This is a genomic window from Paenibacillus sp. CMAA1364 (assembly GCF_054373195.1).
The window spans coordinates 244596-263921 of sequence record NZ_JBITNB010000003.1 but is presented as its reverse complement, the minus strand read 5'-3'; the positions used below and the strand labels follow the sequence as shown (position 1 = coordinate 263921).

Sequence of the window (19326 nt, the reverse complement as noted above, 5' to 3'; positions counted from 1 at the left end):
AATGACATCGGATTCACCCATGGGTTATTCCTATGACTTTTCTAAGGAGTGCACTTCAATATTTCTTGTGTATCCGCGTTCCCTTCATAATCTTATTCAATTAGCTTCTGTGCCACAATTGCCAAATCTTCTAGATTTATAACGCCATCTTTGTTCACATCTGCTTTCTTCACTTGCTGCCAATCTGTGCTGTTCGTATCCTTACCATAATGTGCTGCAACAATAGCAAGATCCCCGATACTCACTTTACCATCGTTATTAATATCACCTGATATTCCAATGACTTCCGTGTTAACCTGTATACTCGTTGTGGAAGGTAACGCCTCCGTCTCCACGCCATGCTCATCTGCTAGAACAGCTTTGGAGAGGTTAATTAAACTTGTAACGGACTCTCCAATGCCTTTTACTTTGAAGCTCGTTTCTAAGAATTGTACATTTCCTTCTAAAGCATTTCCTACACCTTCGCTAGCTGCAAGTATTCTGACTTTCCCTAGTGAAGTGCTGGTATCAATGACAGATAGACCGTTCTTAATAGATTGGGCAGACACGAATTCCAATACGTTAGGATCGTATTCTAGATCTACATCTAATGCATAGATCGGAACCGGAATATTCTCAAGTCCTGCCTTGATATTCACCGTTTCTCCGGATTTCACTTCACTTCTGTCTGCCTCAAGTGTCGTTTGAAGCTTATGGTTCGGCACTACAATTTCTTCAGTGACTACATCAAATTCACGCATAATGACCCACTGTGTCTGTGCAGCTGTTGAACGAATGCGGATAAATCTAGCCTCGGTATTGTCCTCAAGAGTCAGATTCGATACAGGTTGGTTGCTAATTGTAGCGATCGTCTTCCACTCTATGAAATCTTTAGAACCCTCAATGACACCATTACGAATGTAATCATTAGGCTTCGCTGTCGTAGACATTAATAAATTAATTTCTTTAATATGCTTAACCTTTTGAAGATCAATGCCCACATAATCACCAATAGCTGGGTTGAGATTGGACCAATACACGGTTTCTTCATTCCCATCGACGATGTGGTTAATCGTATTCGATTGATGTGTACCCATGGTTGTCAACATTGGCGCATACTTCAATTTCCCACGATACATATCATGAACCCAGTCGAGATTGCCGTAACCCGAAATATACTCGCGAACTAAATAAGAGTTCTGAAGTATAATTCCGTCGAAGCGATGAGCATTCAGCGCATCTTGTGCTTGAAGCCTTGATGCCACCATGTTGGTATTATCTCCAAGAAGTCTATAGTAATCTACACTTACATCCGCAATGGAGAAATCGATATTCCATAATAATCGCTGAATCATATAAGCTTCCGGCTTACCAGCAGCTACTTTGCTCAAAGCGCTTTCTAGTGTTGATTTTGCTTGCAAATAGTTGTTTCTCATACCTGTTACGCGAGTAGTATTATTCATATCCCCAGTTGGCGAATTATAAATAGATCTGGCTGCTTCCTCGGTAAGTCTGAAATACTCTGCCATATCTACAGAAGCAGCGCCGTATCTTGATTGAATGTAATCCGTTATAACCTCTTGTGCATTAACATCAGCATTCCAAGACAACTTCGCTAGAATATAATGTGTAATTTCGAAAGTGATCCAGTCAGCTGGCTCCGAGTATGTTCCAATACCCTCCATCCCAAATGTCTTATAGTATGGAAGTTCTTGACCTATCAGCTGTGGTAATACGATGGGTAAGGAGTGAAAGGCATAACGGCGATAGTATTCATACATCGTAAATGTACCATTGAAGGTGTTCTTCCAACTATTAATTTGATTAATAACCGATTGATTCCCAGATGAGAATACAGTATCTCTATAACTACGGAAATAGGGTGCGAAATCGATAAGAATGGATTCATCGTACTTGTACTCTTGGCTAGGAGGATCAACATGCGAAGCGTACGCGATCGCTTCAATTCGAACACCCGGTAATTGTTGCGTTACTGCTGCATGAAGTTTATTCACTACATAAGCGTAGGCATTGGCACTTGTTCCGAATTTGGTCAGAACAGCTGGCGGCCATGAAGCAACATCAGGTGGCCATGCATCAAAGATACCGATCTCAGGACGAGCTCTTAAATATTCAACAACCTCTGACACATACGTATTCACCGCTTCATCATTTGCGATGTTGAATACATTATGTCCAGCAACGAACCAATCTGGGTGTGTTGCAGCGTATTTGGGTTTTGTAAGGAAACTTTCGAAGCCGTGCCCGCCGACTTCAACAATAATCCCTCGTTTTTCCAAATCACTTATAAGTGTTACGCGCCAATCATCCCATTTCGTGTTTCCTTGAGCGATATAGTCGTATGGCACAACGAGTGTATTTAATTTATTCTTTGCCATCCAATCGATTAATTGCGGTAAGTTCTCCGCTGAGTGGCTCCATCCTTCTTCAACATACTTTCTTCGAAACTCAAAGCTTGGCTGGCTTACACCGTCTAGACCGCTTATGGTTAACGTGCTGTTCGTGGGTACAAACTCTGTATTTCCCTCATAATATTTAAAAGAAGGAGCAAAGAACTTTACGCCGACCTTCTCTAACAATTCATAGGATGAATAGAGCGTTCCTCGATCGTTCTGACCTGCTAGAACGATACGACTCCCATTCGTTTCAGCTACGAATGAATCATCTACAGTACCAACTAGTTTAGTATTAGCAGAATTTAACCATGCTAATGGAATAGTTGCAGGTTGATTACCCGCAGCATAATTACTAGCTTCATCACCAGTAACGAGTACGAGCGCACTCGACATATTTCCGAGTTGAGCGGATTCCTCTTGGGTTATAGTTCCTTTCACAACAGGAATGGTAGCTCCTGTTATTTTTTTAACATAGCTCTGTAATTCAGATGCCGCAAAAGATGCCATCGTTGAGTTACTATCCTTACTCCACCATATCATGGTGGAGTTTACTTTGTTATTGCTAACTAATGTAAGGGTATCCCCAGCTAGTAACGTTGGGATTGCGTCTGCGTTTACTTGCGGACCCATATAGAAGATTTGTGTGAGTAAACCAAAGATCAAAGATATGCTTAGTATTTTAGTAAGGATATTTCTAATCAAGATAAACACCTCTTTCGAATATTGGGGGGGGTTCAACTGTTAATGATTGTTATTGAAGGATTTTCTGAGCAACCATAACAAGATCTACCAGATCGATAGTACCGCTTCCATCTAGATCAAGTTGTCTAATATTAATCCAATTAGGACTGCTGGAATTTTTACCATAGTTGGCAGCGATCATGGCTAAGTCTCCGATGCTTACTTTACCATCACCATTGACATCAGGATTACCTGAACTTTGGATAGGTGTAATGGCGATCGTGATGCTTTTGAGCGCTGTATTCATCTCATTGCCCTGTGAATCACTGACAATCGATTGCGTAACTTCGATGACACCTGAAGTTCCTTGATCAACGAGCTTCGCCTTCCATGTCATCTCGATCAATGCCCCATCTGTATCTAACACCTGATCTGTACCCGTACTCGCTGCGATTAGATGTACTTGCCCTGGAATCTTAGTGGATACTTCTACTAATTGGACATGTGCCAACTTAGATACCGCTTCAATAAACTCGAATTTATCCGCATCATAACGAACAAGAATGTCCTCTGCTTGCAATGGCGTTGTTACGTGTTGTAATCCCAAATCGACCTTGAATATTGCTTCTGATTGCACACTTGTTGGTCCTTCCAAAGAAATGCTTAGTTGATCCGGTGTCTCCTCCACTTCTTGACTGAAATGAATTTGATAGTTGGTTGTTTTCTTGCCATCTTCCGATCTCGCTATGACCTTGGCAACAGAAGGTACTGAAATTCCGGGTACTATCGTTATGCTTGTGTTGTTTGTACCTGTTGCAATCACTTGTGGAATATCAGCAAGATTAGGAACAGACATGCTATATTCGTATATCCCGCCTGTTTGTGTAAAACGCTCGATGATACTTTTACCGCCTACAAGAATATCCGATACGTTGGGTTCACTAATTGCCTTCGCCAATTTAGTAAATACGTTAATCTCCGTAATCGCTAGACTCTTAACTGATTGACTGGTCATATCCACCCTTAATGCGGAAGTCTGCACCATATCGAAAGAATAAACGTTGCCCTTACCCCCTGTCGGTGTTGATGGATTGCTCTGTACATTCGTAACATCCACCCAGGTATCTCCCGATTTATATTGAATTTTGAATGAAGCTGGAACTGCGGTTCCACTATCTGAGAACCAATGGATTTCCATGTTGTTCACACCGTGAACGACAGGTCCAAAATCACCAAAGGTGATGGATACCCAGTCAGCTAGACGAGGGGTTCTTTGCCAGTTCGACCAGCGGTTTGATGGTTCATCCCCATAGGAGATTACGCCATCATTTATGGCTTCAATTCTATCCTTAGAGGCAGGTCCACTGTTGGTGAAGGACGCCTCTGCTTTCGGATAGTCATAACCCTCCTTAGCTCTCGCAATATTGCGTTCGCTGCCCACTTGCTCGGTAACTCGAATGCTCGCCTTCGGGATCCGATTGGTCCCTTCTATGGTACCGTCAATTTCGAATGTTCCAAGCGTATTTAGGCTATCCGCTTGAATTTCCGTCCACTTCACTGATTTCTGTTCTTCAGTGCCATCACTAAAGTAAACGGTCAACATGTCTGGTAAGGTAGGAATTTGATGACGTAGGACAGCCATAGACACATTTTCCACAGCGATTACTCCCTTAACGACAATCTTAGCCTTGGCTTTGATAGCAGTTCCTTCCACGCTACCCATCACCGTAAACTCTCCTAACTTCCCATATTGAACGGGATCAATTGAATCCCAAGTCACGTTGACTTCTTGAGGTAATCCTGTGTTATAATGCGCTACTATCTTTGCAGGAAGAACAGGCGTAACTCCTCGGTCTACTACAACAGTTACAGACTCTAAACTTTCAATCACTTTCTCTGCTGTATTCTGTGAAATCTTGAAGATATATTCCGGTGTAGTCACGGATAGGCCGTTATAATTAACAGTCGCCGTTACCTTAACCTCCCCTTCTCCCAATGCGTAAAGTTTTCCATTCTCAATCTTGATGATGTTTTTATCGAACGTATAAGTTGGATTAGTGCTCGTTAATTCAACCTCTTCACCGCTTTCAAGCAACCCATTAACCTTCAATGGTATAATGTCGTCTACCTTAATATCCGTCGTTACCACTTCAATCTTTGCAGAAACCATTTTGGCTGCTTCAGTCTTCAGATGAATGATATATTCCGAATTGATCAGACCATCTTCTGACGTTACGTATACTTTTGCTGCACCTGGAAGGGAAGCCGCTGGTACAATCGTTACGACTGCCCCATCTTTTCCAGTAGCCTCTACTTCTGGGAGTACACTTCCATAAGGTAAAGTTAGCGTATAGTCATGTTTCGAATTAACGAAGTCCGCTAAAGCAACACTATTGACTTTAATTCCTTCTAAATTAGCCGTCGTTCCGATATTTAGCTTCTCAGCGTATACCTCAACCTCTGTCAAGGCAGAGGATTTACCCTTTTGAGATGCCTTTAGATGAAATTTCAGCTTATCTGTTGTCACAGCGTCGAAACGAATTTCGTTCTTTTGTGCAACATAGGGAGTCGGATTTAATTGATTATTCACATTCACCCATGTTGATCCATTCCAATGTTGCACCGTTACTGCACTTGGATTAACGGTACCTGTATCCGTATATACGTATAGATCTAAATTGTTAATGGCATATTTTTCTCCGAAATCAATCGTAATCGAATCCCCATCATCACGGCCGGCTTGGGTCCAATTTGTCCATCTATTTTTCGGAGTATCTGTGTAACTCTTAATACCATCGTTGATATGATTAAGTCTATCTGCCGGTGCAGTAAAGGTCGCTTCTAATTTGGGGTAAACTGACCCTTGCTGACTACGCATAATATTGACTTTCTCGAAATCGTTCGTCACTCGGACCGATGCTTTCGCTTTGATAGCGGTCTCGGCAACGGTACCTTCAACGATAAAGCTACCAGCTACAGCTACCTTATCTGCTGTTATTGCATCCCATTGGACAGTAACATCTTTCTGCGTATCATCGCTATACAATAGACTTGCTGTCGTAGGAAGTGTCGGTAGGACACCAACTTTAGTCACAATTGCCTGAGTCTTAACTGCCACAACGCCCATAACCGTTACTGTCACTACGATCTTCTTTGTTATACCTTCCACTGTTCCTTCTACTGTAAATCTACCGTTTTTAGCATATTGGGAAGGTTCAATTTTATCCCAAGTTACATTTTTCGTTACGATTGATGAATTACCATAATAGACATCAATCTCTGTTGGGAATACGGGGGGTACATTCATCTCCGTAGTAACATTAACCAACTCGAATCCAGCTACCGTTGGTTGATCACTTTCACCGTTATCAACGGTAAACACTCTTAATAAACCTCCAAGAAGACCTGTTGAATTTGCATTTATTGTGATCTCTCCGGACTCTTTATCCGATTGGATAATCGCTAAGGCTTTACCGCTAAACGCTTTTCGCTTAGTATCCTTAAATCTCTCTATACTAGCTGCATTCCCATTGTCTACACCAACCAGCTCACCATTTCCTGAAATTGTGAACTTAACGAGATTATCTGCCGTTGGAACGATATTGCCTTGACTGTCTACGATATCAACTGTGATATAGGAAAGATCCTCACCATCTGCCGTAATCACTTGTCGATCCGCAGTTAAACGTACAGCTACAGGTGCTCCCGCAGTAACCAGCTGATCCCTTGCAATCACCTTACCTGTTTCATCCTTTGCCACAGCCTCTAATTTACCGGCTTTGAAAGGTACCGCCCACTCTAAGTAAGTCTTCCCTAGGGATGTTTCCTTATAGCCAACTCCAAAGGTCGTTGTTTTGTTCTCGAAACTTCGTTCCCCAAGTGAGGTCCCATCAAGTAGTAACTCTACTGTATGCGCATTCGTATATGCTAAGACGCGCACCGATTCACCTTCGGTCCAGTTCCAATGTGGGAGAAGATGAACCATAGGCTCTGACTTCCATTGGCTTTGATAATAGTAGAAGATATCCTTTGCGAATCCTGCAGTATCCACTGCACCGAAATAAGAACTCTTCGCCGGGAATGAATTGTAATACGGCGTTGGCTCGCCAATATAGTCAAATCCTGTCCACACAAATTGTCCAGCAATATGTTTCAAGTCTCTATCACTTTTCCATGCATCCTCCGCCGATCTCCCCCAACCTACGGCATCATTATCATAAGAAGATTGCTGGTAGTCAGCATAAGTAGTCATCTTGTTATATTGATACGGGTGTGTGTATACGCCTCTTGAACGTGTCGCTGATGAAGTTTCTGCACCGTATAGCGTCCAATTTGGATACTTCTCGTGGTATCCGACATAGTTATTCTCAGCATAATTCAACCCTACAATATCTACTGCATCCATAACCGCTTTAATATTAGCCGATGGAAGTGCAACATTGACACCATCGCCTCTGATTGCATTTTGTCCAATGGTCGTTGGTCTTGTTGTATCCACATCTTTAACCCATTGGTTTAGTTTTACCGCAGTCGGACCACCGCTTGCACTAGTCGCATCATAGACTTCATTACCAAGGGACCACATAATGATGGAAGGTTCATTCTTCCCTCTATCAACCATTTCCTTAATGTCATGTTCGGCCCAAGTAGATGCAAATCGATCTGACCATACAGAGAAGAAACGTGCATAATCATTTGTTTTCTTACTTACATTCCATGCGTCAAATGCTTCTTCAATAACAAGTAACCCTAAGCGATTGGCTACTTCTAACAGTTCAGGCGACGCTGGATTATGAGTACTTCTTATCGCATTTACACCCATATCCTTCATAATCTGCATTTGTCGTTCTACAGCTCGATCATTCGTCACAGCCCCAAGTGCGCCTTGATCATGGTGCATGGATACCCCATGTAATTTCATATATTGTCCGTTTAAAGAAAAGCCCTCATTCTTATCGAATTTGAAATATCTAGCGCCAAAGAGAGTTTCATAGGTATCTACTACCTTCCCCCCTATGATAACTTCAGAGACGAGATTGTATCTGTAAGGAGTGTCGGTACTCCATAGTGTAGGTTGATGAATCACCGCTAGATCTTCAAAGGTAATAACCTTTCCAGACGCTGACGATTTCTCAGCAGATTCCACGGTTGATACTACTGTTCCATCCGCATCATAAATGGTAGATTTCACCTTGATGGAAGCAGACGCAGCCGAATCATTTCTGATCTTTGTCTCAATATTCACATCGGCTCTTCCCTGTGCGTAAGCTTTTTCTAAATCAGGTGTCGTTACAAAGGTACCGTATCTAGCAACATGAATAGGATCGGTCACGGTGAGATAGACGTTTCTGTATATCCCGCTCCCTGAGTACCACCGACTGCTAGGCTGCGTATTGTTCACCTTAACCGCAAGAACGTTTTCTCTTCCATCGGTATAGATAAGGTTGGAAATATCGTAAGAGAATGCATTATATCCATATGGATATGTACCCAACAGTTGACCATTCAGATAAGTCGAACTATTCATATACACGCCATCGAAGTCAATGGAGATTTGCTGTCCTGCCATAGAGGCTGGAACTGTAAAGGTTTTGCGATACCAACCAATTCCCCCGTCTAGAAATCCGCCTTCATGTGTAGCTGGACTACTGGCGTTGAAATCAAGTTCGATACTCCAATCATGGGGTACATTCAGTTGTCGCCATGCACTATCATTAAAGGTTGGTGCTTGTGCTCCTGTAATACTGCCATTGGTTTCTCTTTGGAAACGCCAATCGTCATTGAAATTCATTCGACGTTCTGACTTGGATTCAATAGCATTGGTGTCGGATGATATTGTACTAACTTGAGGTGGATCTGTTTGATTTGCATACGTAGGAAAAGTAAAGCTAGTAAAAAGCATAGCGGTCATGATACAAATGGCTGTGCCTTTTTGAAACCATTGTTTACGCTTCATCGTCGAGCCTCCACATTCTTCATTTTAATGTTGTAACTCGTAGATTGATTGGAAGAGCAACCCTATGGCTGCTCTCACCAACCTGCAAATCGAACTTACTCTAGAATTTTCACAGCAATTGCTGCGAGATCTTCTATTCCTATTTTCCCATCTCCATTGATATCTGCTCTCTTAATGAGATTCCAATCAGGACTATCAACTGTCTTGCCATAATGTGCAGCTGCCATGGCTAAATCTCCGATGCTCACTTTACCATCACCGTTTACATCTGGATTACCTGAAATAATGGTCGGCGTAATTTCGATCGTGATGGATTTGAGCGCTGTATTCATCTCATTTCCCTGTGAATCACTAACGATCGATTGCTTAACTTCGATGACACCTGAAATTCGTTGATCTACAAGCTTCGCTCGCCATGTCATCTCGAAAATTGCCCCATCTGTGTTTAACACCTGATCTGTACCCGTACTTGCAGCGATTAGATGTACTTCACCTGGAATCTTGGTGGATACTTCTACTAATTGGACATGTGCCAACTTGGATACCGCTTCAACAAACTCGAATTTATCCGCATCATAACGAACAATGATGTCCTCGGCTTGCAATGGCGTTGTTACGTGTTGTAATCCAACATCGACCGTGAACAACCCTTCGGATTGCACAGTTGTTGGTCCTTCCAAAGAAATGCTTAATTGATCTGGAATCTCCTCCACTTCTTGGCTGAAATGAATTTGATAGACGGTTGTTTTTTTGCCATCTTCTGATCTTGCTATAACCTTGGCAACAGAAGGAAGCGAAATTCCGGGTACTATCGTTATGCTTGTGTTGTCTGTACCTGTTGCAGTCACTTGTGGCATAGCGTTACCATTTTTGATTTTGGCATGGTATTCATAATGGTCACCCGTTTGAATAAAGGCACCAATAATGCTTTTACCATCTACTTGAATATCCGTTACCGTTGGCTCACTGTTCGCAACAGCTGTTTTGGTGAGAACATTCACTTCTGTTATCGCTAGACTCTTTCCTGATTGTGCGATCATTTCCACTTTCAATGCAGAAGTCCTGACCATATCGAATGAGTAATGATTACCAGATCCCGCTATCGGTATAGATGGATCGCTAATTAAATTCGTTACATCCAGCCAGTTATCTCCAGATTTATATTTGATCTTGAGACTAGCTGGAACTGCGGTGCCAAAGTCTGAGAACCAATGAATGTCCATATTGTCTACATCATGCTCGACTGGCTCGAAGTCGCCAAATGTGATGGATACCCAATCACTTAGACGAGGGGTTCTTTGCCAGTTCGACCAGCGATTCTGTGGCGTATCGTTATAAGAAATGATACTATCATTTATCGCTTCAATTCTGTCCTGCGAACCATCACCTTTATTCGTGAAGGAAGCCTCTGCTTTAGGATAATCGTAGCCATTCTTCGCTCTACTGATATTAAGCGTGTTACCTATCGTATCCGTTACGCGAATACTCGCTTTCGTGTTTAGGTTGACACTATCCACTGAACCATTAAGCTCGAATGTTCCTATCGAATCCAACGTATTGCTTGGTATTTGTCCCCATGTAACCGATTTTAATTCTTGTGTTCCATCACTGAAGTAGACTGTCACGTTTTGAGGTAAGTTAGGCTTTTGATTACGCAATACAGCCATTGAGATATGTTCCACACCTACTGCGCCTTTGACGATAACCTTTGCTTTTGCTTTATTCGTTGTCCCCACTACACTACCTAATACCGTAAATTCGCCTAACTTCCCATATTGGGAAGGTTGGATGGGTTCCCATACGACGGATACTTCCAAAGGAAGTCCTGTATTATAATTGGCGATGACCTTGTCAGGTAGCACAGGAGCAACTCCCATACCCACAACAATGTTAACCTCATTCAAACTCTGAATGACTTTATCTGCTGCATTCTTCGCAATGATAAAGGTCATTGTTGGTGTGATCAGCGTAGTTCCGTTATACGTAACTGTTGCTGTGACATTTGCTTCACCTTCATGCAGTGCGTACAGCTTGCCATTCTCAATTCTAATATTGTTATTATCACTAGCAAATGTCGGATTCGACTTGGTTAAATCCACAACAGCGCCATTTTCTAGCGTCCCATTAACCTTCAAATCAACGATATCGTCCTCCACAATTTGGGTTGTGGTTACGACAAGCTCCGTGGATACAAGCTTGGGTTCTTCTGTTGTCACTTCAATGCTGTATTCGGAACTTATGAGTCCATTCTCTGAAGTCACATAAATCTTCGCTACTCCTGGCAGTGATAGTACCGGAAGGATCATAACCGTTGCATGATCTGCTCCTGTTGCCTTTATGTTAGGTAGTGAGCTGCCATAAGGTAATCTGAGTTTATAGTCCCGTTTGCTTGCGCTGAATTCTGGTAAGGCTACATCATTAATGGTGATTTCACTAAGATTAGCTGTTGTTGCCATAGCCATCTGTTCTGTATACACCTCAACTTCTGTCAAAGCCGAGAATTTGCCTATTTGTGATGCCTTCATATGGAATTTCAGCTTATCCGTTGTCACGGTGTCGAACTTAATCGCATTCTTCTGTACGACAAAAGGAGAGGGTTGCGTTTGATTCGTAACATTGGCCCAAGCAGTACCATTCCAATACTGCACCGTTACTACACCTGGAACGACAGTACCTGAATCTGTAAATACAAATAAATCTAAATTATTAATGGCATAGGACTTTCCAAAGTTCACCGTGATCGTATCACCTGCATCACGAGCGGATTGGCTCCAATTCGTCCATCTATTTTTAGGACTCTCATTGTAACTTTTGATACCGTCATTAATGGCATTGAGATTATCTCCATTTCCGGTATATGTAGCTTCGATTAACGGATAAGTGGAGCCATTTTGACGTAACATGATATTGACTAACTGACTTTCACTTGTGACCCTAATATTGGCCTTAGCTTTCAAACTCGTCTCAGCTACACTACCTTCAACGACAAAATCTCCTACCTGATCTACTGTACCTGTTGGAATGGCTTCCCAAGTCACAGGAACATTCTTTAGAGAATTATCGCTATACAGTAGGCTTACTTGGGTTGGCAAGGTCGGAATAACTCCAACTTTTGTAACGATTGCAACAGGCTTTATGGCTACTACGCCCATAACCGTTACCGTGGCAACTGCTCTAGTTGTTATTCCTTCAATCGTACCTTCGACAATGAATTTACCAAGTTGGCTATACTGCGAAGGCTCTATTGTATCCCATGTCACATCTTTCGTTAGCACGGATGAATCGCTGTAATACACCTTCACTTTAGTTGGTAATTCAGGCACTTCATTTACTTGTGTCGCAATATTAATACTCTCAATTCCGGCTACAGTCTGTTCAGTGTTATCGGTAGACTTCACGGTAAATACATGGACAGAATCACCAACTAGTCCAGTAGATGATGCGTTTAGTGTGATTTCTCCAGAATTCTTATTGGATTGAATGATGGCAATTGCCTTTCCACTGAATACTTTCCGTTTATTATCTTTATATCTCTCCACACTCGATGCATTACCATTATCAACACCTACAAGTTGCCCACTACCAGAGAGTGTGAAATTCACAAGATGGTCTGCAGTAGGCACGACAATTCCATGACTATCTACAACATCTACGGTAATGTAGGATAAATCCTTACCATCGGCTGTAATGACATTTCGATCCGCCGTTAATCTCACGGCAGCAGGTGCTCCCGCAGTTACTACCTCATCTTTAGCAATGATGTTTCCTGCTTCGTCCATTGCAATCGCCTCTAGAGTACCTTTACTGAAAGGAACTGCCCACTCTAGATATGTTTTTCCAGCAGATGTTTCTTTGTAAGGTGTTCCACCAGAGGTTGTTTTGTTCACATAACTGCGCTCTCCTAATGAGACGCCATTCAGCTTCAATTCAACCTTAAATGCATTGGTATACGCTAAGACGCGAACTGATTCACCAGCTGTCCAATTCCAATGCGGAAGTAGATGAACCATTGGCTCAGACTTCCATTGGCTTTGGTAATAATAGAAGATATCTTTGGGTAATCCTGCCGTATCCACAGCGCCGAAATAGGAGCTTTTGGCAGGAAAAGAATTATAGTATGGTGTAGGTTCGCCGATATAATCGAATCCAGTCCATATGAATTGACCTGCAATATGCTTTAGATCTCTTTCTCTTTTCCAAGCATCTTCTGCCGTTCTTCCCCAGCCTACAAAATCGTTATCATAAGAAGATTGTTGATAATCTGAGTACGTTGTACTTTGATTATAGGTATTTGGGTGTGTGTATACGCCTCTTGAACGTGTTGCAGATGATGTCTCTGCTCCGTAAATGATCCAATTCGGATTCTGATTATGATAGCCAGTATAATTATTTTCACTGTAGTTCAATCCTACAACGTCCACTAAATCGAATATTTGTTTCACAAAAGGATTTATGGCTGTGACATTCACTTTATCGCCTCTCGTTTTGTCTTCACCAATGGTTGTTGGACGAGTTGTATCTATTTCTTTCACCCATTGAACTAAATTGCGGGCCGTCGTAACGCCATTTGCGCTTGTTGTATCATAAATTTCATTTCCTAAGGACCACATGATGATCGATGGCTCATTCTTACCTCTGTCCACCATTTCTTTTATATCATGTTCTGCCCATGTGGAGAAAAATCTGCTGTAGTCTTGTGATTTCTTCCCCTGATTCCAAGCATCAAAGGCTTCTTCAATGACAAGTAGACCTAAGTTATTCGCGGCTTCCAACAATTCAGGTGAAGCCGGATTGTGAGTGCTTCGAATCGCATTCACACCCATATCCTTCATGATCTGCATTTGCCGTTCTACCGCTCGGTCATTCGTTACGGCTCCAAGCGCACCCTGATCATGGTGCATGGATACGCCATGTAACTTCATGTATTGGCCGTTGAGTGAGAATCCTTCGTTAGGATCGAACTTGAAATATCTAACTCCAAAACGCGTATCGTATTTATCCACCGTTAGTCCGCCGACAATAACCTCGGTAACTAAGTTGTATCTGTAAGGATTGTTGGTACTCCATAGCGTAGGATTTTGAATTGCTGCATGATCTTCAACAGTTGTAACTACGCCGGGGGCGGCTGAAGTTTCCCCTGACTCAACTGTCGACACGACTGTACCATCCGCATCATAAATCGTAGATTTCACTTTCACAGAAGCAGATGCACTTGAATCATTTTTGATCTTCGTCTGGATGTTCACATCGGCTTTCCCCAATTTATAATCGCTCTCTAAATCAGGTGTCGTTACAAAGGTACCGTATCTTGCAACATGAATAGGATTGGTTACGGTTAGATAGACATTTCTGTAAATCCCGCTTCCCGAATACCAACGACTGCTAGGTTGCGTATTGTTCACCTTTACTGCAAGTACGTTTTCTCTACCATCGGTATAGATAAGGTTAGAAATATCGTAAGAGAATGCATTATATCCATATGGATATGTACCTAATAATTGACCATTCAGATAGGTCGTGCTGTTCATATACACGCCATCGAAGTCAATGGAGATTTGTTTTCCTTCCATGGACGGCGGAACGGTAAATGTCTTGCGGTACCAACCAATTCCTCCGTCTAGATATCCCCCTTCATGCGTAGCTGGTGAACTAGCATTGAAATCAAGTTCAATACTCCAATCATGGGGTACATTCAATTGTCGCCATGCACTATCATTAAAGCTTGGTGCTTGTGCTCCTGTTATACTGCCATTCGTTTCTCGTTGGAAGCGCCAATCGTCATTGAAATTAATACGACGCTCTGACGTGGATTCAATGGTGTTAATGAGGGTTGGGTTTTCGCCAACTTGAGGTGGTTCAGATTGACTAGCATTGGTAGGAATAGTGAAACTAGTAAACAACATAGCTGTCATAATACAAATCGCCGTACCTCTTTGGAACCATTGTTTTTGTCGCATTTGGAACCTCCATATAATTAGTATTGATAGTTATAATTAGAGGATAGGAATACTGAAGTAACCCTATCCTCTGCCAATTATGCATCCCACTCTGAACTTCGAGATGCTTAAGCACATAAGTACAACGAAGCGCATATGTTTACTCTACAATCTTCCTCGCCACAAGTGCTAAATCCTCAATATTGATTCGACCATCTCGATTAACGTCTGCATTCTTCACTTGCTGCCAGTCCGGACTGTTAGAGTCCTTGCCGTAATGGACTGCAACAATCGCTAGATCACCAATCGTTACTTTATTGTCCTGATTCACGTCACCTGGAATGCCGTTCTCCTTTGTAACTTGTATTTGAACAGAGGACACTGCCGCCTCGGTTTCCTTCCCCTCACCATCAGCGAGTATTGCACTTGATACTGATATTGAACTCATGACCTGTTGAGCCAATACCTTCGCCTCAAAGCTCAGTTCAAGGAGTTGCGCATCACCAGTAACGGCATGGTCAGGGCCTTCGCTAATCACAATAAATCGAATTAGACCAGGAGTATCATCGTCCATTGTTACTAATTTAACCCCATCCTTTAAGGACTTTACAGACTTGAAAGTCACTACTACCGGATCATAATTGACCGTGATATCCTGTGCATATACCGATTGCGTCACGCTTTTCAGTCCGAATTGAACATCAAATGGTGTGCCTCCAGCAACCATGCTTGGTGCCGATAATACCGTCGTTAGCACTCCTGGCAGAACGACCTCAACGTCTCGTTGAATTGGAATAATCTCATGGATAATAGGTTGCACAGCCCCAGACCATTCCAACTTCATCTCTAATACATGCGCGTAAGCAGAAGTATTAATTACGTTGTATCCTTGTGATAGTTGGCCGACTTGGTGCCAACCCGCTTCATCCCTAATCGATACGATAGCATTGGAGATAGCCGTAGGACTTTGCAGAATAATAATTTGACTCAGCTCCGTATGCTTGAACACCTTATAATTCAATGAACCTGAAAGTGAATTACCTATAGGTGTATAGTAAGTTGATAATTGTTGATCCGCTGCATAGATCGCCTCATTACCTAATGCACCAAGTGGCTGTGACTGTATGACTGGACTTTCCATTCCTAGTTTCTCAATACCTTCGTTAACTAGAATTTCATTCAGGGAAAGCCATCCTGCTCTGTCGACCGTTGTATACAACCTGATAAATCTAGCTGGTTTATGATCAACCTGCACTCTCTTATAGCGATATGGAGCGACATGTTCAGGGAAATTCAGACTTATATCCGCTGGGTTTTCAAAGGTATGAATCGTCTCCCAGTTAACGCCGTCAACCGATAATTGAAGGCTGCCCTGACGGAAATAATCCGTTTCACCATCGTTGATGACAACAGCAGCGTTCTGCACATCTACTACACCACCCATATCGACTTGAACAAATCTTCCAGGAGTTTGTCTTCCTCTAAACCATACTTTCGCATCTATCTTTCCGTCATATACCGAAGCCAAGTTGCCTTCATATACACTCTCATAATTATGAGTGATAACAGGATCGACGAGCTTTTGAAATTTCACCTGCAATGATGTTAAATTGAATGTGATTTGCTGATCGCTTTTATTAACGAGTCTGAAGTAGGCTGCAGTCGGATATATGCTACTTCCCGGTGAGACCACCTGCCATTCCACCCCGTTCTTCGATGATTCCAATATCGCCCCATCATTAGAACGACTCACGGTAATTCCCGAGATATTCTCAATAGAGGATAACTTAATCCCAACATATTGGGATGGTTCCAATGTAATATTACTCACATTTGAGAGATTAACACCTTCAGCTGATGACTCCACGGGTACTTCGGCTAGCGCAAGTACATTACTGTAAATTCCCGCTTTTCCATATTCCGAATTCACTGTAAATTCTCTTACCGCTGTCCACAGATCAGGCTTTCCCCCAGGAATTCCGGCATGCGTCAAGCGATATCTAACAAATCTAGCATCCATATCAAGCCCTTTGACAGATATTCGATAGCCTGATCTTTCCTCACCAATAGCAGTCCAACTTAACCCGTCTATGGAGTATTCCAACACACCCCGCTGAAAAATATCTTGGTCTGTATTGGTTCTACCTTGGATAATTGCAATATCATTCACTTTGACAGACTTTCCAAAATCAATTCCATACCAGTCACCATTCTTTTGAATCGTCTGATTATAGTAATAAGTGCTGAGGTTTCCGTCTACCATGTTCTTTAATGCCGCAGGTGCGCCATAAGAACTCATCGCTAGGGACGTGATAAAGGTAGGATCTAGAGAGGAATAAATTTTCGCATCCAGCTTCTGAATCAATTCATTAGCAAAAGGAACTAAGCGCTTCGAGCCTGCTTCAACGATTTGAGGCTTATCGTCAATTACAGCCCTTGTGAACTTCTGTGATTCGGTCATGGCATTAGTTGCCTTGGCTAGCGCCTCCCATGCCCCATTCTTATCATCGTTCTCCAGTGCCATGACGGATTGAACCACGTATTTATCAGACAGTACGACAAGCCTTAGACAATTGAGCCAAGGATCGATCTCATCCAATAAGTTCTGATTCTGATTCTTCGCTTTAAACCCTTGAATAGCGCTTACAATTTGATCGAACTCTCCTATGAGCTCACTTCCAATTCCAGACACGGAAGCTCCATTCGAATATGCACTTAAAAACGTCTCCAACTTAGCTTTCAATTTCTCCGATTCGTCAAATACAACACCACGCCCATTCGGAGATGGATCACTCATATGATGTGCAATAATGTTGTACTCAGAAGCAACCTCTGGTGCAATATACTTGAAGGAATCAACCCAACTCTGTTCTTTATTGAAATCATCTACGTTCCATGTGTAATCTGCGACTCCGAACAAGGCTACCTTGGATAGTTCCGCCTGTTCTAGCGGATTGGAAACAATACCCGAGAAATTATGAGTGTTCGGTTGTAGCATCTCGACCTGACCTAATAAAAGTCTATTCTTCTTATATCCGTTGACCGGATAATTAAGCCAAATATAAGGATCTCTTCCGATCTCATTCTTAGCCCACTGATTATCCGTAACGTTAACGCTTCCAATTACATCTTTTCCTGTCCACATAATTTCTACATTGGCTGGGACAGCTCTTAAAGCTTGCAAATATGGCTTCCCACTTTCTCCAGTCCATGCCTGATTGTAATACGGAGGACAATAAATTAATGATTTCACATCAGATTTGGAAGTAACCCAGTTCGCCACATCGGTGACGAGCTTGACATGCTTATCTTTGTCCGTTAACGATTGCGAGGTGCTAATGTCATCCATGAACAAGCCAAATTGACGAACACCAACACTGTACAATTGGTCAAGCTTAGTCAATAAAGTATTTAACTCTGTATCATAATTGTTCCAATTAATCATGCTAAAACCAGGATGAATCGCCCAAATAAATTGCGTTTTAGATTCATGTCCTACATCAACTAGTTCCTTAACCTTTGCTAATTCTGCTGCTGGATATAGCGTTCTCCATGCTGAATTATGATACGGGTCATCTTTAGGAGCGAATATATATGAATTCATTTTGATTTGTCCACCAAATCGCATCAAGCTAATACGGTCCTCATGAGACCAAGGAAAACCATAGAAGCCTTCGATGAATCCTCTCCACTTCGCATCGGCATAATCTTCATATTTTACAGTCTGAATATTCTTCCCAGGCATCTGATCCACGATCATCTTTAAGGTTGCTAACCCGTAGTACACCGCATCTGTATCCGCACCAATAATAGCGATATTACCCGCTTGTGCTGACGTATTGTCTATATCCAAGACATATGCGTCTTGCTTGTTAAAAGTTAAAGCATTATATGTGATATTAGCCTTAGCATAAGTGTCCACATACCCGTTTGATTTGTTTATGCCGAGTAAGATATTCGTTTTATTTGATACTACTGCATCCGATTTTGTAGCATGGATCGATTTGGATGACAGGATGTTATTGAGGAAATTTCGTGTAGATTCATCGATATCTCCTTCTATAACAAGGTTTACATCATCGGTGATGGTAAAATTGCTTCCGCCATAGGATTGTCCCTGCGGTATAGGATAAATTTCATAAGGACTAAGCGTTGCTGAGACTTTAGTTTGTGTATCAAGACTTGATGCTTCAACACTTACAGGAATGGTATACATACTTACTAAGATAACAATGACTGTTAACAAGCTTATTAATCTTTTGCCCATCGAAATTTCACTCCCTAAGTTCACATTCGATTCAAATGTGAAGCTCTATTATGTTTCCGTCAGCCATGTATATTCGGATGCACATTGAAA

4 protein-coding genes are annotated in these 19326 nt (G+C 42.1%); all 4 read right to left on the bottom strand.

Features of this window, described 5'->3' with window-relative positions:
• Window positions 1–92: 92 nt before the first annotated feature.
• Entirely contained in the window at window positions 93–3098 is a 3006-nt protein-coding gene (locus ACH8E3_RS04510; protein ID WP_458631403.1) for a DUF4838 domain-containing protein, read from the bottom strand.
• 49 nt (window positions 3099–3147) lie between these two features.
• Window positions 3148–9033: an Ig-like domain-containing protein gene (locus ACH8E3_RS04505; protein WP_458631402.1), complete on the bottom strand. Its 5886-nt coding sequence runs from the start codon at window positions 9031–9033 to the stop codon at window positions 3148–3150.
• Between the two features lie 95 nt (window positions 9034–9128).
• On the bottom strand, window positions 9129–14990 hold the full coding sequence (locus tag ACH8E3_RS04500; protein ID WP_458631401.1) for an Ig-like domain-containing protein: 5862 nt from the start codon (window positions 14988–14990) through the stop codon (window positions 9129–9131).
• A 139-nt stretch (window positions 14991–15129) separates the two neighbouring features.
• A complete protein-coding gene (locus ACH8E3_RS04495; RefSeq protein ID WP_458631400.1) occupies window positions 15130–19236 on the bottom strand; it encodes a beta-N-acetylglucosaminidase domain-containing protein in 4107 nt (1368 codons plus the stop codon).
• Between the last annotated feature and the right edge of the window lie 90 nt (window positions 19237–19326).